General features: G+C 57.4%; 18 protein-coding genes and 2 pseudogenes. 2 read left to right on the top strand and 18 right to left on the bottom strand.

Annotation, left to right across the window (positions count from 1 at the left end; all coding sequences use genetic code 11):
- The first annotated feature begins 23 nt into the window (after positions 1–23).
- Positions 24–833, top strand: coding sequence for an AraC family transcriptional regulator (locus tag ACI77I_RS21655; protein ID WP_406998367.1), 810 nt, complete (start codon positions 24–26; stop codon positions 831–833).
- Positions 834–1119: 286 nt separating this feature from the next.
- Here ACI77I_RS21655 and ACI77I_RS21650 read toward each other — a convergent pair whose 3' ends face one another.
- The 4 genes and pseudogenes from ACI77I_RS21650 to ACI77I_RS21635 form a co-directional block, all read right to left on the bottom strand.
- A complete protein-coding gene (locus ACI77I_RS21650) occupies positions 1120–1695 on the bottom strand; it encodes a flavin reductase family protein (RefSeq protein WP_094948862.1) in 576 nt (191 codons plus the stop codon).
- Between the two features lie 60 nt (positions 1696–1755).
- Positions 1756–2187, bottom strand: a pseudogene (locus ACI77I_RS21645) (methyl-accepting chemotaxis protein); the annotation flags it as partial.
- A gap of 108 nt (positions 2188–2295) precedes the next feature.
- Positions 2296–2982: pseudogene (locus tag ACI77I_RS21640) on the bottom strand (PAS domain-containing protein); the annotation flags it as partial.
- A gap of 194 nt (positions 2983–3176) precedes the next feature.
- Positions 3177–3509, bottom strand: coding sequence for a DUF2790 domain-containing protein (locus ACI77I_RS21635; RefSeq protein WP_094948860.1), 333 nt, complete (start codon positions 3507–3509; stop codon positions 3177–3179).
- Positions 3510–3735: 226 nt separating this feature from the next.
- On the opposite strand from ACI77I_RS21635, the gene ACI77I_RS21630 reads away from it, so the two are divergent.
- Positions 3736–5055, top strand: a complete 1320-nt coding sequence (locus ACI77I_RS21630) for an OprD family porin (protein WP_094948978.1) — start codon at positions 3736–3738, stop codon at positions 5053–5055.
- Between the two features lie 491 nt (positions 5056–5546).
- Here ACI77I_RS21630 and ACI77I_RS21625 read toward each other — a convergent pair whose 3' ends face one another.
- The 14 genes from ACI77I_RS21625 to ACI77I_RS21560 form a co-directional block, all read right to left on the bottom strand.
- On the bottom strand, positions 5547–6548 hold the full coding sequence (locus ACI77I_RS21625) for a Rieske 2Fe-2S domain-containing protein (RefSeq protein WP_406998366.1): 1002 nt from the start codon (positions 6546–6548) through the stop codon (positions 5547–5549).
- The gene (locus tag ACI77I_RS21620; RefSeq protein ID WP_406998365.1) at positions 6545–7684 is read right to left on the bottom strand and encodes a hypothetical protein; all 1140 of its coding nucleotides are present in this window, start codon (positions 7682–7684) and stop codon (positions 6545–6547) included. Before ACI77I_RS21620 ends, ACI77I_RS21625 begins: the two co-directional genes overlap by 4 nt.
- Entirely contained in the window at positions 7681–8829 is a 1149-nt protein-coding gene (locus ACI77I_RS21615) for an ATP-grasp domain-containing protein (protein WP_406998364.1), read from the bottom strand. Before ACI77I_RS21615 ends, ACI77I_RS21620 begins: the two co-directional genes overlap by 4 nt.
- Positions 8817–10175: a F390 synthetase-related protein gene (locus ACI77I_RS21610; RefSeq protein ID WP_406998363.1), complete on the bottom strand. Its 1359-nt coding sequence runs from the start codon at positions 10173–10175 to the stop codon at positions 8817–8819. The genes ACI77I_RS21615 and ACI77I_RS21610 overlap by 13 nt, the downstream gene beginning before the upstream one ends.
- Positions 10165–11019 (bottom strand): MBL fold metallo-hydrolase, encoded by an 855-nt coding sequence (locus ACI77I_RS21605; RefSeq protein WP_406998362.1) that lies wholly within the window; start codon positions 11017–11019, stop codon positions 10165–10167. Before ACI77I_RS21605 ends, ACI77I_RS21610 begins: the two co-directional genes overlap by 11 nt.
- Entirely contained in the window at positions 11016–12023 is a 1008-nt protein-coding gene (locus tag ACI77I_RS21600; protein WP_406998361.1) for an NAD-dependent epimerase/dehydratase family protein, read from the bottom strand. Before ACI77I_RS21600 ends, ACI77I_RS21605 begins: the two co-directional genes overlap by 4 nt.
- Positions 12023–13042, bottom strand: coding sequence for a 3-oxoacyl-[acyl-carrier-protein] synthase III C-terminal domain-containing protein (locus ACI77I_RS21595; RefSeq protein WP_406998360.1), 1020 nt, complete (start codon positions 13040–13042; stop codon positions 12023–12025). Before ACI77I_RS21595 ends, ACI77I_RS21600 begins: the two co-directional genes overlap by 1 nt.
- A gap of 326 nt (positions 13043–13368) precedes the next feature.
- Complete coding sequence (locus tag ACI77I_RS21590; RefSeq protein ID WP_406998359.1) at positions 13369–13575, bottom strand: hypothetical protein; 207 nt, start codon at positions 13573–13575, stop codon at positions 13369–13371.
- Positions 13575–13778 carry a hypothetical protein gene (locus tag ACI77I_RS21585; RefSeq protein WP_406998358.1) on the bottom strand — a complete coding sequence of 68 codons (204 nt, stop codon included), beginning with the start codon at positions 13776–13778 and terminating at the stop codon, positions 13575–13577. Before ACI77I_RS21585 ends, ACI77I_RS21590 begins: the two co-directional genes overlap by 1 nt.
- Positions 13775–14689 carry a serine/threonine-protein kinase gene (locus tag ACI77I_RS21580; protein ID WP_406998357.1) on the bottom strand — a complete coding sequence of 305 codons (915 nt, stop codon included), beginning with the start codon at positions 14687–14689 and terminating at the stop codon, positions 13775–13777. The genes ACI77I_RS21585 and ACI77I_RS21580 overlap by 4 nt, the downstream gene beginning before the upstream one ends.
- Complete coding sequence (locus ACI77I_RS21575) at positions 14686–15414, bottom strand: PP2C family protein-serine/threonine phosphatase (protein ID WP_406998356.1); 729 nt, start codon at positions 15412–15414, stop codon at positions 14686–14688. Before ACI77I_RS21575 ends, ACI77I_RS21580 begins: the two co-directional genes overlap by 4 nt.
- Positions 15414–18950: a type VI secretion system membrane subunit TssM gene (tssM, locus tag ACI77I_RS21570; protein ID WP_406998355.1), complete on the bottom strand. Its 3537-nt coding sequence runs from the start codon at positions 18948–18950 to the stop codon at positions 15414–15416. The genes ACI77I_RS21575 and tssM overlap by 1 nt, the downstream gene beginning before the upstream one ends.
- Positions 18950–19834 (bottom strand): type IVB secretion system protein IcmH/DotU, encoded by an 885-nt coding sequence (gene icmH, locus ACI77I_RS21565; protein ID WP_406998354.1) that lies wholly within the window; start codon positions 19832–19834, stop codon positions 18950–18952. The genes tssM and icmH overlap by 1 nt, the downstream gene beginning before the upstream one ends.
- A gap of 63 nt (positions 19835–19897) precedes the next feature.
- Positions 19898–21478: lipase family protein (locus tag ACI77I_RS21560; protein ID WP_406998353.1), on the bottom strand; the 1581-nt coding region annotated here is incomplete at its 5' end.

The following is a 21478-nucleotide window of genomic DNA, read 5'->3' as shown; positions in this document are numbered from 1 at the left end:
ACCTCTACTTGTGACCAGTCACCATGGGCCAACCCACTTCTAGCCTCGATTGGCTGCACCGCGCCCCGCACGCCAGCGGCCTGGACCGTATCGAAGCGTACTTTGCAGGCTTTGCGTTCGACCCGCATCGCCACGACACCTACGCCATCGGGCGCACGCTGTTCGGCGTGCAGAGTTATCACTACCGCGGCAGCATGACCCACAGCTTGCCCGGTACGACCATGGTGATTCACCCCGATGAATGCCATGACGGCCGCGCCAGCAGTGTAGAAGGCTTCAAGTACCGCATGATTTATGTGGAGCCGGCGCTAATCCAACAGATTCTTGGCGGCAGGCCGTTACCGTTTATCCACAACGGATTATCAACCGACCCGCGACTGTTCCGCGCCAGCGAAGTATTGCTGCAAAGCCTGGATTGCCCGATTGACCCGATGCAGGAACAGGACGCTCTGTACGACCTGGCCCAGGCGCTGAGCGCTGCATCGGGGGTGATCATCAGCCGTAAATCTTTCGATTACGTCGCCGCCGAGCGCGCCCGGGAATTTATCCACAGCGCCTTGGGCCGCAGCATCACCCTGGATGAAATGGCCGACCATTGCGGCCGTGATCGCTGGGCGTTGTCGCGGGATTTTCGCTTGTTGTTCGGCACCAGCCCCTATCGCTACCTGACCATGCGGCGGCTGGACCTGGTGCGCAGCTTGCTCGTCCAAGGCCAATCGTTGGTGGATGCGGCATTGACCGCCGGCTTCACCGACCAGAGCCACATGACACGGCAATTTCGCAGCACCTACGGCATGCCGCCGTCGCGTTGGGTGAAAATGCTCGGGCGCTGAGCCTTTGGCTTGAAATGCAGTCAATGTGGGAGCTGGCTTGCCTGCGATAGCGGCGCGTCAGTCAACACATGTGTTGCTGAGCCGGCGCTATCGCAGGCAAGCCAGCTCCCACATTTTATCTATGTTGTTTCCAATATCGCGTGCGGCTCGGGCGAGCGTTGCTTGAGGCGCAACGCCAACACCGCGCCCACCAACGCAAATCACGCCGTTCGACCCCACCGACACCCGCACCGCCAGGCCCAACGCCCCGCCGATCTGTTGCCTGGCAGACGTACGCGGGTAAGGCTTACAGCTGACGCCCAACAATGGGCTCGCCGATGCTGAGGAAATTACCGCCGGCGATATGGTGCAAGGTGCGTAACTCATCATGCCCTTCAAAGTGCCAGTGCCCTTCGCTGAACACGCGCTCGTCGGCATAGGCGGCCACGACTTCGCCGAGGAATAAATCGTAGGCCTGTTGGTTGTGGGGCTCGGGCAGCAGGCGGCACTCCAGCCAGGCGACACAACCTTCCAGCAGCGGCGCTTCGGTGTGTTCACCGTTGAACGTCTGCAGGCCGTAGGCGGCGAATTTGTCGGTGTCTGAGCCCGTGGTGTTGCCGACGGTCTGCACCAGATCGGCCTGGGCCACACAAGGCACTTGGAGCACGAAGGTGCCTGCGCCTTCCAGCAGTTGGCGGGTCCAGGTGGCCTTGTCCAGCACCACGGCGACTTTCGGCGGTTCAAAATCCAGCGGCATCGCCCAGGCAGCGGCCATGATATTGCGCTTGCCGTCGTGGGCCGCGCTCACCAACACGGTCGGCCCGTGATTGAGCAAGCGGTAAGCCTTGGACAACGGAACGGGGAGAAGGTGGGTAGGGCTCATGGAGGGGCGGCTCTTCAAGCAAGAAAAAACCTACGATACCTCAAGCGCAAGTCCCACGGGTTAGGTCGACAGCTGATTTGCGAATTGTCCTACCGCACTGACCACCTTTTTTGCACCGTCCTGGATCTCCACAATCACCGTGCCCGCCTCGGCCGCCAGCGCTAAACCTTGCTCGGCCTGCTCGCGGCCTTCAGTCATCAAGGACACCGCATCGCGGGCCATGTCCTGGTTCTGACGCACCACACCGACGATTTCCTCGGTGGCCTTGCTGGTACGCGAGGCCAATTGACGAACTTCATCAGCCACCACCGCAAAGCCACGGCCCTGCTCACCGGCACGTGCTGCTTCGATGGCCGCATTGAGTGCCAGCAGGTTGGTTTGCTCGGCGATGCCGCTGATGGTCTTGACGATGGTGCCGATCACTTGGGACTGCGCGTTCAGCGCCTCGATGCCATCACCGGCCTGTTGCATGTGCTTGGCCAGATCACGCATCACATCCACCGCCTGGGTCACGACGGTGCTGCCGCGCTGGGCACTGTCGTCGGTTTGCAGCGAGGTGCTGTAGGCGATGTTGGCGGCCTCGGCCACCGCTTGCTCTTGATTGACTTGATCGGTGATCACCGTGGCGAACTTGACCACTTTGTACAACCGTTCATTGGCATCCAGCACCGGGTTGTAGGTCGCCTCCAGCCACACCACACGGCCATGGCTGTCGACCCGTTTGAAGCGCGCGGCAACAAACTCACCGGCATTCAAACGTTTCCAGAAGTGCTGATACTCCGGGCTGTTGTATTCCTGTGGCTCGCAGAACATACGGTGATGTTTGCCCTGGATTTGCGCCAGGCTGTAACCCATGCCGCTCAGGAATCGGTCATTGGCGGTCAGCACATGCCCGCCGAGGTCGAACTCGATGACCGCGGTGGAACGCACCAGCGCGGTGATCAGGTTTTCGTGCTCGCGCGACGCCTCGATGGTGCGAGTGAGGTCGCTGGAATAAATCGAAAAATGTTTGATGCACCCGTCCGAGTTGCGCACCGGCTGCAGGATCGAACGCAGCCACGCTTCCTTGCCGTTGCCACGCATCAGGCGCACGGTGCCGGCGAAGTGTTCGCCCCGCACCAGGGCATTCTTGAAGCGCCGCTGGAATTCGTCCTGACGCAGATATGCGGGCACCAGCTCATCAATGTGGCGCCCCAGTATGTTTGTAGCCTGGTACGACAGTTCTTGCAGGAAGTTGGCGTTCGCCCACTCCACCCGGCCTTCGGCGTCCAGCGTCAGGCACAGCATTTCGCTTTCCAGGCTCTCCTTGACCTGCTGCAAGCTGGACAACTCTTCACGAAGAGCCGACAGCTCCTGCTTCAAACGGGTGTTGAACATGGGGCACCGATGGTCATATTGGGAGAGGATTCTCACCTGCATCGGCGCTGCCGGCGTTTTCTGAAGCGCTTTTTTGCGCCGCCCCCAACTGTTTTTTGGCCCGATCAACCACCGTTGTTTCGGCAGATGCCCATCACTTGATACTCAAGGGTATTGAGCTTGCCGCTGGAGTCTTCATAGGTCATGCGCGACGGCACCGGGTTGCACGAGCGGATCGGCGGTGTGACGTTGACCACGTTGGCAATGTCCAGCTTCATGCCATAGCGGTAGGCCTGTACCTCGGGCATCGGTTTGCCCTTTTTCTCGGCGTAGGCCGCCATGGCTTTTTCATTGCGCTCCATCATCAGGGCAAAGGTGCGATCACCCCCGCCTTCGGCCAACGCGCCAAATGACAAGACTGCCGTTAATACACCCAAGCCAATTTTATAAGCGTTCATAACAGGTTCCTCGATTGAAAAGTTCAGTAACGAGACTAATCAACCAACCCTGTCGCCATGTTCACTGAAACATTACTTATCTGTTAGGTGGTCGCGAGCTGCCAGAATTGTAATGTTCACGCAACGAGTTCGTTATCTGCGGTTTGCAACTATCAGCCTGGGCCAAATCAATAAGAACGCCCGATCCTATAAAAAGCTGAAAACTGCCGACACCCAGGAGCGAAACATGAGTATTGCTTACTACACCCTACCCTTTTCACTGATTGCCGCACTGCCTCTGGCCGCCGTGGCCGTGGAAGACAAACCCGAAGGTTTTATCGAAGGCAGCAGCGTGAGCGTGCTGGCGCGCAATTTTTACTTCAACCGTGATGACCGCAAGGGCCAGTCCAGCCCCACCGGCAATGGCTATTCCGAAGCCTGGGCGCAGGGCTTGATCGGCAAATTCGAATCGGGTTTTACCCAAGGTACCGTGGGGTTCGGCCTGGATGCGTTTGCCATGTATGGCCTGAAACTTGACTCGGGCACCGGCCGCAGCGGCGGTAAGGGCTCGTTCGGCGTGTTGCCGGTGGACAGCGACAACCGCCCCGAAAGCAGCTACAGCAAATTCGGCGGCGCGGCGAAATTACGCGTGCTGGACACCGTCATCAAGGCCGGCGACGTATTCCCCGCCACCCCCGTGGTGGCAGCCGGCGACTCGCGCTTGTTGCCGGAAAGCTTTCGCGGCGTCACCGCGCAAAATACCAGCCTTGAGGGCCTGAGCCTGCAAGGCGGACGCCTGAGCGGCATGAGCCAACCCAGTGAAAGTGGCATGAACAAAGGCTTTGCGACCTTCTATGCGGGCAAGGTCGACTCGCCGTGGATCGGCTATCTAGGCGGTGAATATGCCGTCAATAAACACCTGACAGTCAGCCTGTACAGCAGCCGTTTGAAGGACGCGTGGGACCAATACTACTTCGGCAGCGCCGCCAATTACCCGTTGACCGACGACGTCTCATTGTTCGGCGACTTCAACTATTACAAGGCCGTGGACGAAGGCAAAAAACGGCTGGGTGAGTTCGACAACAACATCTGGAGCGCCAGGCTTGGGGTAAAGGTCGGCGCCCACAGCGTGGCCGTGTCGCACCAGCGCAACAACGGCGATGACGACTTCGATTACTTGCGCCAATCGGACTCAATCTTCCTCAACAACTCGATCCAGTACAGCGACTTCAACTCGCCCAAGGAGCGCTCGTGGATGGCCCGTTACGACCTGGACATGCAGGCGTTCGGCATTCCCGGCCTATCATTCATGACCCGCTACGCCAAAGGCTCCGGCGCCGATTACAGCAACGCCAACTCGGTGTATATGCGCCGCGATTCGGCGGGCAACCCGCTGACGGACCAACGCCGCTGGGAACGCAACGTAGAGGCCAAGTACGTGGTGCAAAGTGGCAGCCTGAAGGATTTGTCGTTGCGCTTGCGCCAAGCCACCGTGCGCTCCAGTACTTTCGAGTCGGACTTGGAGGAAGTGCGCTTGATTGCCGAATACCCACTGGTGGCACTCTGAATAATCACCACGGTGAGTGCTTACATTCGTTCGCCCTTAACTAACATTTGCTCACAAATGCACAAGTAACAAGACTGTAATATTAGCCTCAGCTTCCCGTTAAGTTGAACGCCTATACTCGCGTCAACTTATGTGCACCGAGCAACATTCGTCTCTGAAGCTTTTTTGGAGCTCCTTTGGAAAGAGATGAATTTTTAACGCTAGGGGGGAGGGATCTATTTTCCGAATGTGCGGATTGAGCTAAATGCCGAAAGAATGGACCTTTCAGGGCGAAATATGGGCATTTTAAAATGTGCGAAAGGGCTGAAACGACCACACAAAAACCGTACATAAGCTGCACAAAAACCATACAAAAACCACACGAAAACCGTACATAAACCGCACAAAAACCATCTACTCTGGTTTTTCGCGGATTTTCGTACCCCCGGCGCCAGGAGGCGCCTGTTCAAGGGGGCCTCGGTGTCAGGCTAGATGGCCCCTTTCAATAGACCCTAGAGCCAGATCTTCAACTCACGCTGCGCAAACACCAGCGGCTGACCATGCTTAAGCAACTGCCGGATGTGCGGCCCGAGCAGATCTTGCGGTCCATCCAGCGGTGTCGCTGGGGCTGCCTGGAAACGCTGCTGATTGGCGCTGATCCGTTCCAGGATCTGTCGATCCTGATGCAGGATGACCCGGAATAACCGGCGCAGGACAATGCGTTTGAGCTGCGCCGGCAGCAACCCACGAGTCGTAGCGATACGGGCAAATAGGCGCAACTGGCCCTCGCCACAAGGAGTCATCCAAGCGCTGACCAACAGATTGAGGCCATAGTGGCGGTCGCGATACTCAATTTCCGCCAGCCCCGGCAGGCGAAAACGTCCCATGCTAGCGCCACGCTCACCTTCGAACAGTCGCGATATCAGTCCTGACTGTTTACCCTCTTCGCTGTAGAGCGCCTCAACGCCATCCGCCAGCGGGCGAACCCGTGCGATGATTTTCTGCCGTTGCCGGTCGTGACGAATCCATCCAGCATGGACGAAATGGGTATGGAAACCGTCTAGGAAATTTTCCGCCGCGTCCTGTAACGAACACCGCACATGATCGGTGATCCAGAACGTGTCGAGGTCGTTTCGCTGTTCGGCGGGTGCGACGGGCGACGTTTGGGGATGCTCAGCGCCAAGGCTGACCCAAACTAGACCATGAGCCTCGCAACTGGGTAGGCTGGCGAGCAACGGTTTGCTGCAAGCTGTCAGATTGGCGCCAGGCACACGGGCGCAACGTCCGTTAGCGGCAAACCGCCAGCCGTGATAGGGACATTCAATCTGGCCGTCACGGACCTTGCCTGCGCTCAAGGGTGCGAAGCGGTGCGGACAGCGATCCGGCAATGCGGCGACACGCCCGTTTTCGTCGCGAAACAGCACCAGCGGCAGGTGGTGCGCCTGACACGCCAACGGCGTATTTCGCAGCTCATGGCTCAGCGCCACTGGCCACCACTGGGCGTCTGTATTCACAGTTTGAGCTTCCTCATCAGGGGCACGCCGATGCCATGCAATAGTCGGCTAAGAACGATCCACACCCACCGTCGACCCCAAGACAGATGGGCGACATAGATCAGGCTGTATTCAATCTGCGGCTGCCCACCGCGCCAGCGTTTGAACTCGGCGGCACCGGAACTGAAGTTCAGCACTTGGCGGCGCTCGACAGCCTCTTGTAGGCACAGGCACGTCAGTTGCCGATAAAGCCCGGCCCCTTGTGGCAGCGCGGTGTCGTAACCGACTATCGGAGTGCTTATGAGTGCCGCGTTGGCGAACCAGCCCAACGCCCCGTCAATACGTCCTTCTGGGCTACGCAAGGCGCGCATTTGCAGCCAACCGTCCTGTTGACCGCGCTGCATCCATTGGGCGCTGTAATGCGGGTTCAGCGTGCAGTACTTGTCCAGGTAAAGCAGGTTGTAGAGGTGCTCAATGCGCTGAAAATCGGCGTCGCTCAGCGCACTACCCGGTACCACTTCATAGGGGCTACGGCGTAGTAATGTGGCATCCAGCTGGGTGTTGCGGTGTTTTAAAAATGGCGCCTGCGCCCCTGCCCGACCGTCGAACAGGTATACCTGTCGGCTGGGAATACTCAGATAGCCGAGGGTTTCCAGGCATTGGCGCAAGTCTCGATTGCTGAAGTCATTGAGCGAACGGAAGCCAAACCCATGCTTGGGAAAGGTTTGGCGCAGCAATGCAGTAATCGCCGGCAGTTCAGTGACGTCCCAGTTTGTAGGGTAGAGGTTGGTGGACAGCAACCAGTTGTTGACCTGTACCAGTTTGTCAACCTTAGCCCAGCGCAGCAAGTGGACGACTCCTTGGATCAGCGTCTTCAGTGGCCAGGTCAGCCATGGTCGGCCAAGGCGATTGAGTTCTTCGCGGGCATACCCGCTGTAGGCCGTTTGGGGAGACACCACATAGCAGTTGTCATCCGGCTCATTGCCTTCGGTGATACTCACTGGAAACTGCTGCGTCCCGGTGTCGAGCAACGCCATCTGGGTGCTGACATTACCAATCAGCCCCCCACTGGCACAGGCCCGCACATAACACCGGGCGAGACTGTCATCTGGCCGGGCAGGTTCCCTGAGTAGTTGTTCCTCTAGCAGCAACTTCATGGCGTGCGCTCGCTTAATGGCTGGCCGTTCCACTCGATGTCAGCCGTGGACGCGGCCAGCAAACCGCATCGTCGGGACACCGCACGTGTGATGATTTCGGCCAGGCTCAATACTTGCGCAGTCAGCGGCCAGAAGTCGCCCTTATGGGTAATGACATCGCGTGCATCAGCGTAGTCACGCCAGAACTGCGGACTCAAGCCTTGCAGCGGCGCCGCCAGCAGGAGCATCGCCAGCGCAATCATCCGAGGTTCTGGCGTTGGCTCAACCAAACCCTTATCACTCAAGCTGGCAACCAGTTGCCGTCGCTGGTTGTCGAATAGGTGCACACCGCTGGTCGCCCGTGGGTTGCACTCCAACACATGAAAACGTCCGCTGTGATCCTCGATAAAGTCGAATCCTACCTGGCCGGTGTAGCCAGTCTCGCGACCAAACTGCTCGAGAAACTGGCGCACCGGCACAGGCGCACAAGGCTCGAAAAAGATCCCCGAACCACGGCCCACCCGATAGCGCGGGTGGTAACAGCTGTGAGCACGCAGCTCGCCGTCGATCAGCACGCTGAAACTACAATACTCACGACCGTCAATAAATCGCTGCGCTACCCAAGGCGCCGCTTCACTGGGCTGCACCTTGGCCAGTTGTCGAACGGATGGGCGTATCAAGGTCTGCGAGGCGAAGCGCGAGTACGCCGGTTTGAACACCCATTGCGCAGCCTCGTCGCTCAGAACCTGCAACGCCTGCCAATTAGTCAGCAGGCGGGTTTCAGGGGCTGCAAGCGCCCAGCCGTGGGTCATGGCTGCGAAGCGACCTTTGTGATGTAAACGGTGTAACAGAGCGAAATCGGAGGTCATTACCCGACAAAGCGGTGCGAGGCGCTCAAGACCATGGGCCAGGTAAAAGACTTCTTCGCAAGTGGGCAACAACAGATCAATGTGCTGCGCGTTAATCACCTTCGCGAGGGCTTCGATCCAAGCCTGCGGGTCATGCCTGGGCTCTGGCAGGCGCACGAAGTGCTGCACTGAGCAACTGAATCGACTAAGCGGCTGGCTCAATGAGTCTCCCACACTCACCTTCCACCCCGCCTCATCAAAGGCCCGCGCCCACTCCAGGCAAGCTGGCGCACGTGCGCCGAGAATCAATACGTGCATGGCAAACCCTCAGGTAATTGCAACAGTTTCAAGCGGCGACGCTTGGCGTGTGGAGGCGGCGCTTGCCATTGGCCGAAGCTCAACAACGGAGATTGCAACTGCTGTTGGCGGCACAGTGCCTGGAGGCTATCTCCCAAGGCCCGGCACAGGTCTGCGTGGTCGCCAGCGGCTCGCACGTTGATCTGCCAGCGAAGCCCATGCTGGTGGATTTCATATTCTTGCAGAGTGGTACCGTGCATCAGCAGGGCGCGCCGCAGTACGTCGGGATACAGAGCCCGCAACTGACTTCCTGCTAGGTCGGGCAGCCAGAGAATGTCATCGACACGGCCCTCGACGGCAGCAATCGCCCGTTCAACTCGCCCACAGGAGCAAGGTTTCTCGGCGACCCGCAAAATATCGTTAAGACGGTAGCGCACGATCATCTGCGTACGCCGTGAGAAATCGGTAATAATTGGCTGAAAGCGCGTGCGCTCGACGTCCAGCCAGTCCGCTTCGATGTGCAGATGGCTTTCGTTCAGGTGCAAGGTGCCCTTCTCACAGGTGTAACCCAGGAAGCCTTCGCTGGCCTGATAAATCTGCTGTGGCACTACGCCAAACGCTGCCTGTACAACGTCGGCGTCATCACGCTCAAGGACTTCAGCCACCGACAGAATATGCGTGGGGCTGATCGTCAGCCTCCCTGCCAGCGCCGCTTCGGCCAGACCTCGCAGTACGGTGGCCGGAGCCACCAACACATCCGGATTCTGTACGTCGAGTTGGGCCAGCGACGCCGAAAGGCCCAGCGTCAAGTCGTGAAAAGCAAAGTCGATCCGGCGACTGGAAAGCGTCGTGTAGAGTCGGCTGTTCGCCCGCAGAAAAAACGCTATGCGCAACGGCGCACGCCACGGGCAGAGTAAGCGTGGCAGCAGATGGCGCGGCACGGTCCGCGCCAGCAGGATACCGGCCCAGCGTTGGCGCTCCTGTGTGCTGACTAAAAAGACACCTTGATTGCCACTGGTACCGCTCGACAGTCCCACAGTGATATCCCCTAACGTCGGGTTGAAATCGCGAGATGCTTCAGCCTGGCGCGCCACCGGCAGTACCTGCGCCAGGCTCAACCCACGAGTGTTGAATCCGGCGAAGTCGCCCATCAGCGCGGTCTTGTCCATCAGCGGCAGGTCGTCAAGGGCAGTGACAGCGCGGCCTTTGAAGCGCTGCGCCTGGGGTAATACCCGTTGCAGAAAACGCTTCAACTGCCGTGCCTGCCAGGCTTCCAGTCGGTCGCGCCGGGTAAACCGAAGCCAGTAGCGGCTGAGCAGGAAACTGACTGCGCTGCGCAACGTACCCATAAAGCGCTCACTGCTCATCGCTAAACGCCTCCCACGCGTACGTGCAATGGGACGGCAACACCGCCACCGCTGGCTCACGACGAATCAAAGCTCCCAAGTCACTGTAGGTCTGACGATATTGTCTGGCGTCGTGACTGGAAAACCATAAAGCTGGCGGGGCTGGTAACCGACCGGCACGGCAGGCAGGTGCCGACCAGCAGGCATCGGCCACTAGAAACACCGGACGACCTTGAGCATCGGGGATAAACAAGCCCAACTGACCTTCGCTATGGCCCGGTAGCGGCACACCAATCAGGCTGCCATCGCCGAGCAAGTCGAGACCCAGCCTGAAAGGTGCCATCCACTCCGGCAGCGTGGCGTTTTTGCAGGTGTCCGCAAGGTTCAACCGGGCGGCAAAATCGTCCGGTAACAACTCAGGTAGATGGCCGCCTAGGGTGGCGCGCCAGCGACGACCGCGCAGGCTTTCGATGTGCTTGCGGTCGGCGTCCAGAGCGATGAACGACGCGCGGGAAAAGTCCCGAAGTCCGGCGATGTGATCACTGTGAAAATGCGAAATTATCACCGTACGAATGTCATCCTGACTAATATCGAAAGCCCGCAATTGGGAGAGCAGTTGCTCCTTCATCGGTAACTCCACGGGCACTGCACCACGATACAGGCGTTCAGGCAGAGCTTGAGTGGCGTTGAAAAAGTGTTCGGCATAACCAGTGTCGTACAATATCCACCCCTCAGTGGGATGGCGGATCAGGCCACATAACGCTGGAAAACGCGTTGGCGCCCAGCGTCCGCCACGATCAGCCATGCATTCCAAATGCTGGCACCACCCTGCACGCAGTACATTGAGGCTGACGGTGCAGCTCATGGTCGTACTCCTTGTTGGGCGAGCCACCACTGCGCATGTAGGCGAATGCCTTCGTCCTGAGTAACTACGGGACGGTAGCCCAGCTCATTTTGAATAGCACTCAGGTCCAAGGTCTGACTGAACGCCAGCACTCCAGCGCCATAGCGCGTCAGTAATGGCTCACCGCTTCCGCGTAGGTGAGCGCTGGTTTCCAGTAGCCGTGCTACCGCGTCCATCAACCTCCACGGCAAGCGCCGGGTGCGCAGGTTCAAACCGAACTGCTCCGCGACACGCTGCAACAAGTCGGCAATGGTCAGTGGCGTGCCGTTGCTCACGTTATAAGTGCATACCGCCCTGGGTAACCGTTGAGTCAGGCTTAACGCTACTGCGTGGACCAAATTGTCCACGCAGGTCAGGTCCAATTGCGCATGACCACCGCGCATTAGCGGAATGGATCCGCGCTGCATGACCCGCAGCAAGCGTGGCATCAGTGTGCCGTCCCAAGGACCGAACACCGCACGTGGACGTAAGATCACGGCTTCGGCAAGCCCGGCCTCGTGCACCCGCATTTCAGCTAGGGCTTTGCTGCGAGCGTATTCATTGACAGGCGGCGGTAGTGGTTCGTTTTCACGGATACCGAGACGATCACGGAAGGCAAAATACAGACTGGGCGTGGACAAATGCACCAGACGCTCAATCTCGTTGACGCGACAAGCCCGAAGCACTTCATTGGTGGAATCAAGGTTGGCTTGAGCGAATGCTTGCGACGTGCCCCACGGAGAAGACAAGGCCGCGCAATGGACGATGGACCTACAACCCCGCGAGACCTGGCTCAGCTTGTAGGAGGCCGCGGGCGTGCCGTGTTCCAGCGGAACCCAGCACACAGTGGCTGGACTGTGGCGAATAACCTCAGCAGCCGCGCTGGCGTTACGGCCAGTAAACTGGACTTCACAGCCTTGGGCCGCGAGCCGCCAGACAATGTGCCGACCAATAAACCCGGTGCCTCCGGTGACGAGAATTTTCATCAGTACTCCAGGATCATACCGCCGAGGGACAAGCCTGCGCCGGTACCTATCAGCATCAGCCGCTGTCCGCGCTGAATGCGCTGATCGCGAATGGCGATGTCCAGAGCAGTAGGCAGAGAAGCTGCAATCTGATTGCCGTGCTGGGCGAAAATATCGACGACCTTTTCCGGACCGAAGCCCAGCCGCCTGGCCGCATGTTGCATCGCTTGCAGGCTGGCCTGATGGGGGATAACCCAGTCGATCTGGGCCTGGGTCATCCCGGCTTGCCCCAGTAGTTCATCCACGAGCGTAGGCAGATGTTTAGCCGCTAGGCGAAACACCGCTTTGCCCTGCATAGAAAAACTGGTCAGCGGTTCAAATGGGCTGTCGATGCGACGTGGGTGATAACGCGAGCCACCGGCTGGAATCTGGCACAGATGTGCGCCTTCAGAAAATGTCTTGAGGCTTGAAGCATGGATCCTGGCGCCGTCATTGCTGACCCCCAATACCACCGCCGCCGCGCCGTCGCCGAATATCCCGCAAACCTCCACGTGTTGCCAGTCCAAGCCGCAAGACGCTATGTCCGAACAGACCAGAAGAATGCGCTGGTAGCGCCCCGCAATCAGTGACCAAGACAATGTGTCAACTGCGGCGATAAACCCCAGGCAACTGGCGTTAATATCTATAGCGGGGATACCGGAAGAGCCCAGCCCCAAGGCCCGGTGCAACAGGGCGGCGTTACACGGCATGCCCTGATCCATGGTGCCGCTGGCGCAGGCGATCAGATCGATCTGGTGCAGCTCAAGTGCTGCTGCTTGCAAAGCGTTGTGTGCGGCAATGGCGCCGAGGCTGGCGGCGTTTTCGGTACGGCTAGCAACATGCCGTTGAATCACGCCACTTATACGCGCCACGCTACCGACCGCCAGGCCCAGTTCATCATCCAGTTCAGCGCTAGTGACCACTTGCTCGGGCAGGGCGTGGCCGGAACCCAGGATGGTTATCGGCCTGTGGGCAAGGGGTAAACGTTGTGAGGTTGGCATTCAAGTTCCGTATGAAAGAGTATCGGTTGGTCATTGTATGGTTGTCCATACTATTCAGGGGCGTGCCGCCCCCCCTGCCTCAATAACTGTGTTGCACTCAACTGCTGCAATCGCCCCCCCTTCTCACACGGCAGATCAACAAGACGCGTGGTGCGGCCATTGGCTTTCATGCGCGCAGTAAGAACGCTCGGCCAGCGGTTCCGGGAGCGGCGCTTTGCAATGCTGTAGGTGAGTTCCTTGATTCGATCCTGGGGGTAGAACATTGGCTCGAGCATCAGCCTTACAACATCACTGACACCTAAGCAATTTTTGCCTTCCGCCTCCTTTTACGTCTGTTTTAACTGCTCCAGTATTTTCTTGACGCGGCCTCTCATTTTGAATCGTACGGCCAACTGACTTTTTACGAATACCTCCGATTCGCTGTGATTACCGTGTTCGAAATAAGGGCCGTTGTTCATGTAGGCGCGGATGTACTCCCAAAAGCCTTTTTGCATCGCCAGTGATTTGCCAAAGAGTTCGCCAAGGCTAATCATCAATGCAGTTCCCGGGTCTTCAAGTTTCCACAGCTACCTATTCCACCCAATACGCCTGTCAACAGTCCTCGATCAGAGTCATCGCCTTCTTGTAAAGCCAAGTAATGCTCGGTTCGCTCGTCGACGATAAAAAACTCTATCGGCTGCTCCCCTGTCGATTTGTCTACTTCAAATATGACCGTGGACGTGGCGTTGCCGCTCATACCGTCGAGCTCCTCGATAGCCACCGCAGCGCGGCCATCCATTGGCGTCGCTGTAAAGGCTGCGACGTCTTGCGAACAACCCCAAGCAGTTCAGGCAGACTGATTCGAGAGCTGGGGTCAGTACGGACGCCCCTGCGCAGCGCGTCTGCTAAGGTTTTCGGTAGGTTTGACGGCCGAAGGCCCGTATGGGCATTTACCTTTTGGTCACTCTGCTTGGGGAACGGATGGCGGCCACTGCTCAGCTCAAAGAGCACACAGCAAATGGCGTACACATCGGTGCTGGTACTGGCCGCGTCTCCAGCCAGCAACTCGGGAGCAGCGTAGAGCGGAGTCCAGGCCGTGAATCGACTACGTTGCAGACGAGGGAGCCCGGATAACATGCCCTCCAATGGTTGCCCAAGACCAAAGTCGTACAACCGCACGCCTGTATCGGTGAGCATCAGATTGCTGGGCTTTATATCGCCATGCAGTACACCCTGGCTATGTGAGTAGCTGAGAGCCTCCAGCGCGGCGATGGCAATTTCCCTCAGCTCTTCCCAGGGCAACCCTTGTGGTCGTTCGCAGAGCAGCCTGTCCAGCGGTATTCCACGCATCAGCTCCATGGTGATGAAGCCTCGTTGGCTTTGGCTATCAATCTCGAAGCTGTGCAGCCGTATGACGTGAGGGTGGTGCAAGCGTAGGGTCAGGGCATATTCGCAATAGAGCAGCGCATTGGCATCGGCGTATTCGCTGATTTCTTCACTGAGGATCTTGATGGCAACAAACGGTTCAGGATCTGTGAACCCATCGCGCACCAGATCGCGAGCGCGATAGACCGTGCTCATACCGCCAACACCCAACAACTGCTCCAGTTGATAACGCCCATTGAGCAGCGTCGGTAGTTCATTATTGATTGGGGACACGGCATTCATAAATGAATCACCACACCCGTGAGGTTGTCCCGTGCAGCTCCCTGAAGAACACCCTCGAACAGCCTGTCTAGAGCCAACTCAGCTGTGGATAGGCTGAGCGCCTGGCCTACGGCTTTGTTACTGATATCTTGATAGAGACCATCACTGCACAGCAACAAAACGTCTCCAGGCTGGACACTGAACTCCAGAATGTCCAGCCCCAACCGGTCATCGCCACCGATTGCTTGGGTCAACGCATGAGCAGATGGGTGCTGTTGCGCCTGTTCGATACTGAGTTGCTGTTCGTCGAGCAATTGCTGAAGTAACGAATGGTCGCGGCTAAGCTGATAAAGATGTTGTCCGCGCCAGAGATAACAGCGACTGTCTCCCGCCCAGATACAGACCGCTCGTGTTCCATCGACCAGCAGCACAACCACGGTACTGCCCATCACCTTGCCCTGGCTCTCGCTTATGAGCGTCATCTCCTGACTCAGGCGTCGGTTGATCCAGTGCAAGCATTGGCGCACTTGCTCTACCCGTTGCTCGAAGTCTCCAGCAGTAGACAGCTGTGTAAGGCTGTCAACGATCAGACGACTGGCAATGTCTCCACCATGATGACCTCCCATGCCGTCAGCAACGGCCCATAGGCCGTGCTGTGCAATGTTCAGATAAGCGTCTTCGTTACGCGCACGGACCTTGCCTAGGTCCGTGCGCGCTGCGCTATGCCAATGTTTGGTAAGCGACATCAAAGGGCCTCTGGCAGATTGAAGCTGCGCAGCTCACCGAGCTCAAATGGACTCGGCGAGCGTTGGCTGAGCAACAGAAAATTAGCCCTACGGTTACTGACGTTGGCCTTGAGCATCAATACATCGCGACCGCTGTGGTATTCGGTCTGCATCAGATCCATCAAGCGAAACAGCGACCAGGGGCCGGTACTTTTCTGAATGGAGACCCGGCGACCGCTCAGATCATCCAGAACCAAACTGGCTCGACCATCATCGACCTCGTTCGGCCACTTGAACGCGACGGGCACGATTGGCCCATGCCGGTACTCCAACTGCTGATCCCCTAGGCGAAACTCGACACGGCTCAAGTTGGAGTCAAGTGAATAGGGCTCCAACTTGAACAGTACCGTTGGTTCGGCGGGGTTCTGCGCGAAGAAGCTACGGCGAATCACCTGCATAGTGCGCATCTGCTGGAGCAACGCACTGGATATCGGTAAGCCTCGTCCATCGACCGTTCGCACGTGATAGTTACTGGCGTCACCACTGACAAAGGGCTTCAGGTAATTATTGAAGAAGCTGTCAGCGACGCCTTGAGCCTTGAAGAACTCCCGAAAATCAGTGATCGCCACGTCACTGGTGCTGTGGGCATGGAAAGGATAACGCTGGTTGATCGACTCAGCATAAACGCTGTAAAGCTCGTTTTTATAACGCTGGTTGAGAAATTGGTAAGCCTCGTCCAATACCAGCACCCAACTGTCTTCTGCCAATCGTCCGAGCCAGCCATTAACCGGTTGTGGCAGGCGTGCGGCGGTGTTGCGCAGAGTGCTTAACCCGTCCCGCTGATTACTCATTCGAGCTTTCGCCAACTCAAAGGCCGCCTGATCCGGCTGACCTGAACGAGCCAGGCTTGTCAGTTGCTCTTGCAGGCCATGTAACGCTTGTAGCGCTTGGGCCAGCTCCATTGAGGGGCCGTTATTGTCATCCAGCAGGCGGTGCAGGGTTTCAAAGCGTCTTTGCAGGGCCTTCTTGGCGGTATCAGGCAAACTCTTCGCCAGACTGGCCTGTGCCTTCTCGGCGGCGGCGGTCGCGACTTTACCCAGAGCACCTGTTGCTTTTGCCGCGTCGGCGACCTCTCCAAGACTTTCGGTTAAAGCCGGAAAGAGTGTGTTGTCACGAATTTCCTGAAGCAGTTGCAGCAGGGGGGAATTGGCCGAAGTCAATCCTGCTGTCATCTCAGCACCCTGTGCCGCATCAGTCAGTGGCTGCAAGGCGACTTGGTTGACGGCCTCTCCCCAGTAATTGGTGTAGTCACGAAAGTACAGCTGCTCCAACTCGACCATCAGACGGCGCAGATCCATCACGCTCATGCTGCTGCCTTCACCGAGCACCCAATTGTCTTGCAAAATCTCATCGACCAGCCCCGTCCCTTTGCCCAGGAAAAACTGGTTATAGCCCTGCTGTGTGTAGAAACCTGGAATCGTATGACCTGTGCCGGTAAACAGTGCGCCTTGGGGCCCCATATGCTCGCCCAAGCGATAGACCGGTAGGCTTTGGGCTTGATCGCGCAAAATCCGATAAACCACAGTGGCTAACGACTCGCCACGCAGCGCACGACGCGCCTGAGCGACCAGTGCATCATTAAGCGGGTACACGAAGGGTTGCTCGAGCAAACGTTTCAAATGGCTGTTCAGGCCATTTTGTACGGCTGCATTACCGGGATAACGCAGTGACCAGTCAGCAGCGATCCACTCGCTCAACAGAGCAGCGTCACGCCGCTCACGTAAATTGAGCATCAGGTAAGCGCGAAGACTGCCAAGCAATCGCTCACGGTTATTCAGGTTGGCACGGACCTGCCCTTCAAGCAGTTGGGCGATACGTGGCAGGAGCTGCTTGTCCAGCTCACGCAAGTAGGTGTCGTACAGCGGCGGATTGGCCTTCTGTCCCTGATAGAGACCGCTGCGCTCGTAAAGCGACCGCTCTTGCGGGCTCGGAAAAACCTGAGTCGCAGCATAGCTACGGTCCAGAACCGTCAATGCCGCCTTCGCATCGTCTTGTGCTCTGAGGGTGGAGTGTTCGCGGGTCAATTGTTGGCTCAAGCCCCGCAACTGCTCAATATGTTCGTGGTTGGCAGAAAAGCCGCTGGCCCAGAGCACACCGAACAATACCAGGCAGCCTAATGCACCGGCATAAAGCGCCCGTTGTCGCCACTGGATACGTTGCCCCTCCTGCTGATCCAATCCAGCCATCGCAGCCTCGGGAAATATCACCTGGCTGAATAGATGATGGATAAACCGTGAGCGGCCTTCTACTCGGCTTGGCGCTTGCCTGCCGGGATTAAATTGTGAAGCGCCTGCCGTTACGCCGGCGAGACTCTGCTCCGCGTGTCCAACCGGTATTGCCGAGCCTACCGCGTGCGGAGCGCTGGTCAAGTAAAAGCCCCGCAGCGCGCTGGTATGTCGGTACCTATTGCTGGAAAAAGCACTGTTCACAAACGTGCACAGCGGGGAGCCAATCATGCCCAGACGATGCGGAAAATCGAGAATGAGTCCGCGTCGCTGGGTATCACGCTCTTGGTGCACGCGGGTCAACACTTGGCTATTTAGGCGTAGCAACAACGCTTCGAGTTCCTCTCGAAGAACATGCTCGTCATTGCCGTCCCGCCCCTTGCGGAAAGTGACGCCAAGTACCTGTTGGTTTTCTTCTCGAGACAACGAATCGAAAAACTCATCGAACCCCACAACACGATCAGCCTTGCTCAGCACCAGATAAATCGGCACATCGCTGCGCAACTGATGATGAATTTCCTGCAAGCGTGCATGGACCTGACCGGCCAATTCAGCGAGCTGATCCTGATGGCCTCCCTGCAATAATTCGATAGGGAGATTAATCAGCACCCCATTGAGCGGCCTGTTGCGCCGACGTTGACGCAACAGTCCCAGTAACGTGCGCCAAGCATGAGCATCGACCTGATGAGCGTCCTGCGTTAGAAAACGTCCAGCGGTATCAAGCACCACGCCATGCTCAGCAAAATACCAATCGCAGCCCAGGTGTTTTTCACTGGAGGTCTGCCGGGTGTTGCGCGGATTGAGCGGAAAGTTCAGCCCCGAGTTTTCCAGCAAGCTGGTTTTGCCACTGCTTTGCGGGCCGAGCATCAAGTACCACGGCAAATCCTTGCGCGAGTGCTGACTATGTCCACCGTACAAACTGGAGCGCTGGACCGTGAGCACCGCCTCCTTGAAACGACGGCGAAGCGTGCGCTGCTCTTCAGTGATTATCTCGGTGAGATCGATGTTTCGCTTACCTTCCTCAGAGTTTTCATCACTCTGCTTACGCAAACTGTTACGCCAGTTGGCAAAGACGATTAACAGCCCCCAGCACAGGAATAATCCACTGATGGTCAACAAGCGCGAGGTCGAACTGTCCCAGAACTTGTAATCATCAACCGCCAGTAACGGCCCAGCCCACCAAACAAACAGGGCTAGTATCAATACCAGGAGCAGGCTCCAGGCCCATGTCTGGCGAAGTACGGTCGCCAGCGTCTTGAAAAAACGCCTCATCAAAAAATCCCTGTCGGCGGCTGCGGTTCAATAACGGGCGCATCGAGCTGCATAAAAGGCTGGAGCACGCTATCAAGCTGCTCCGAAAGCACCCAAGCAAAACCCGTGTACATCGTGGCAAGGCTGATCAAGGTGAATAGCGCTACCAGCCACCAGGGCACGATGCTGACCAACCGCCGACGCTGGTCAGTGAGACCTTGCCAATGCGGAGACAATTCACGGGAAACTTCCCCCCGTATCTCGCGGATCTGCCGGTACAGGCTGTCTCGAATTTGCTCCAGATCATGGGTACCCCGGTGCTCCACTTGGTACTTGCCTTCAAAACCGAGCGCCAGGCAAAGGTAAATCAGCTCAAGCATGGGTAAATGCCGAGCAGGAGCCTGCTCGAATCGCTGAAGCAGAGCAAAAAACGTTTCACCGCCTTTAGTTTCTGCATGGAAAGCACTCAACAGGCTGCTATTGTCCCACGGGCCTTTTCTCTCCCAAGGCGCCGTCATCACCGCCTCGTCAGCCACCGTACAGAGCAGATAACGGGCTATGCGCACATCACCGTGCTCAATACCGCCTACCAGAGCTTGCTGCTCGAACCGTTTGATGTTCTCGCACAGGCTCTGATACAGCGCTTCCACGCTCGCGGGAGGATGGCTATGCTTGATCTGCACGACTTGTGAAAACAGCGCTGAAGCCGCAGAGACCAATGGGTTGAGGCTAATCGTGAAACTCTGCATCAGCACTTTTTCAGCGTGATACACCTCGCGAGAATGCAGAAACTCAGCACGAGGCTTCGGGGTATGGTCGGTCAGTTTGCTCATCGCCGGTTCTTGCGTACCGGTGTCCAACAGCAGTGTTTTATTGTCCAGCATGTCGTTTGCTACTTTGTTCATAAATGCTCAGTTCCTGATGGCCCAAGGCCTCATCAGCGGGTTCGCCTGGAGTAGGGTTCGGGATCAGACGTATCGCCTCGCATCCGTCACTGAGTTCCGGGCCACCGGTGTGTATCGGTTCGGGGTAGTCGCTGAACGCTGCGCCAAAAACTCAGCTCGCTTAATGTCGTCCAAAGCGCGCCAAGAACTGATCATTTGCGGAAGATCTGGGTGTTCGACAAGATCGCCGAAGAGATCCTGATGAGTAATCATCTTCAACGATTGATACTCCAGCCGGTACTGGATCGCATTGAGTTCGGCAAGCTGTTGCTTGAGCAACTCACGCATCTGCCGGTTGCTGTCATCAAACACAGAATCAAGAGCATCGGGCATCAGCTGGAATCGCGGATTCCCCGTGCGCCGAACGTTGTCGCGAAATCCCTGGCGCGTCCCCGGTGTCCATTCATCAAGCAGCTTTTGCACATGCCTAACCTGAATACCGACTTCTTGTACTTCCTCAGGGGTGAACAGCTTACCGCCGCGAGTCGTCACGCTCGCGTACCAACGAACTAAATTGGTGAGTGCGCTACGGCTATAGCCGGTATGACTGGAATGTTCAGCCGCACTCAAAACCTGTTGAACAAGACTCTTACGTTTTGGCATATCAACTTCAACGCCGATTTCCGCGAAAAGGCGCGAACAGGTCAGATCGGTGATGAGCGAGCAACCAGGTTGCCAAAGGAGTGCGCCTTCACTACTAACCCCCGCTCGGCCCGGCATGTAGTGACGTTGCTCGCCGTGATGCTCGTAAGGGTCATTTTGCAGATTGACCAAACCACCCAGCATTGTCGTCACACCACCCGCAGGCAGGTACGGTAATGCTGTATTTACGGCGCCAACCGCGAGTATTTTCCATTCAGCATCCATCCAGGGAAGCGGCACGCCAGGTACTGGATCGTTATGGTTGACGATTCGATGGTGAGCCAACTCTTTCGCTTCATTGGTAAAACTACGATTGCCAGCACGGGGGGCGCCGAAGGTGTAGAGAACCACATCGGGTTTATTCGGAAGACGACGTAGCCATTCGGCGAGCAACAGTGCAATCGCACCGCCCAGGCTGTGGCCACACACGATCAGCGTTTGCTCACCGGTGTAGAAAGCATCCAGATATTTGCTGGTGAACTTTTTCGCGACCAAGAACGCGTTGTAGAAACCGCGATGAGCTTGACCTTCGCCCTGGCCTTCGGCGTAAGGCACTTGCTTGGCATCCATGTCACGAAGAACATCGTCCGGGAACTCTTGAGTGCCCCGTACCGAAATCAACACCACCTTGTCGTTATGGGTAATGAACGCCTGGGTTTCTGTTTTTTTATCATTCAGGAAATGCACGCTTTCCGGCACATCCCAGCCATCACTCTTCTCTTTTCCATAGAGTGCGGGGGCATGGGGCATGATTTCCAGCCGCTTCGAATAGGGCACTTCCTCGCAGAGCATGTGGTAGGGGCTAGCATCGTTAAACAACGTGGGTTTGACCAACCGTCCCAGTTGCGTTTGCAATACATGAGCGATGCTGCCTGCATTGTTGTAAGGCGGTGGTGTCGGCTTCTCTCCTGGCTTGCACGGCACATTGAAAGCTCCGTATGCCGTCACTACCATCAGAGACAA

The sequence above is a fragment of the Pseudomonas sp. D47 genome (genome assembly GCF_045447305.1).
In the GTDB taxonomy this organism is placed as follows: Bacteria; Pseudomonadota; Gammaproteobacteria; order Pseudomonadales; family Pseudomonadaceae; genus Aquipseudomonas.
Note: the sequence above shows the minus strand (reverse complement) of the source record. Positions and strands in the feature narration are given on the sequence as shown.

Excerpts from the sequence above, each read along its gene's own strand:
- ACI77I_RS21655 (WP_406998367.1), top strand. The coding sequence starts at position 24 with ATGGGCCAACCCACTTCTAGCCTCGATTGGCTGCACCGCGCCCCGCAC.
- ACI77I_RS21650 (WP_094948862.1), bottom strand. The coding sequence starts at position 1,695 with ATGAGCCCTACCCACCTTCTCCCCGTTCCGTTGTCCAAGGCTTACCGC.
- ACI77I_RS21635 (WP_094948860.1), bottom strand. The coding sequence starts at position 3,509 with ATGAACGCTTATAAAATTGGCTTGGGTGTATTAACGGCAGTCTTGTCA.
- ACI77I_RS21630 (WP_094948978.1), top strand. The coding sequence starts at position 3,736 with ATGAGTATTGCTTACTACACCCTACCCTTTTCACTGATTGCCGCACTG.
- ACI77I_RS21620 (WP_406998365.1), bottom strand. The coding sequence starts at position 7,684 with ATGAAGTTGCTGCTAGAGGAACAACTACTCAGGGAACCTGCCCGGCCA.
- ACI77I_RS21615 (WP_406998364.1), bottom strand. The coding sequence starts at position 8,829 with ATGCACGTATTGATTCTCGGCGCACGTGCGCCAGCTTGCCTGGAGTGG.
- ACI77I_RS21610 (WP_406998363.1), bottom strand. The coding sequence starts at position 10,175 with ATGAGCAGTGAGCGCTTTATGGGTACGTTGCGCAGCGCAGTCAGTTTC.
- ACI77I_RS21605 (WP_406998362.1), bottom strand. The coding sequence starts at position 11,019 with ATGAGCTGCACCGTCAGCCTCAATGTACTGCGTGCAGGGTGGTGCCAG.
- ACI77I_RS21600 (WP_406998361.1), bottom strand. The coding sequence starts at position 12,023 with ATGAAAATTCTCGTCACCGGAGGCACCGGGTTTATTGGTCGGCACATT.
- ACI77I_RS21595 (WP_406998360.1), bottom strand. The coding sequence starts at position 13,042 with ATGCCAACCTCACAACGTTTACCCCTTGCCCACAGGCCGATAACCATC.
- ACI77I_RS21590 (WP_406998359.1), bottom strand. The coding sequence starts at position 13,575 with ATGATTAGCCTTGGCGAACTCTTTGGCAAATCACTGGCGATGCAAAAA.
- ACI77I_RS21585 (WP_406998358.1), bottom strand. The coding sequence starts at position 13,778 with ATGAGCGGCAACGCCACGTCCACGGTCATATTTGAAGTAGACAAATCG.
- ACI77I_RS21580 (WP_406998357.1), bottom strand. The coding sequence starts at position 14,689 with ATGAATGCCGTGTCCCCAATCAATAATGAACTACCGACGCTGCTCAAT.
- ACI77I_RS21575 (WP_406998356.1), bottom strand. The coding sequence starts at position 15,414 with ATGTCGCTTACCAAACATTGGCATAGCGCAGCGCGCACGGACCTAGGC.
- tssM (WP_406998355.1), bottom strand. The coding sequence starts at position 18,950 with ATGAGGCGTTTTTTCAAGACGCTGGCGACCGTACTTCGCCAGACATGG.
- icmH (WP_406998354.1), bottom strand. The coding sequence starts at position 19,834 with ATGAACAAAGTAGCAAACGACATGCTGGACAATAAAACACTGCTGTTG.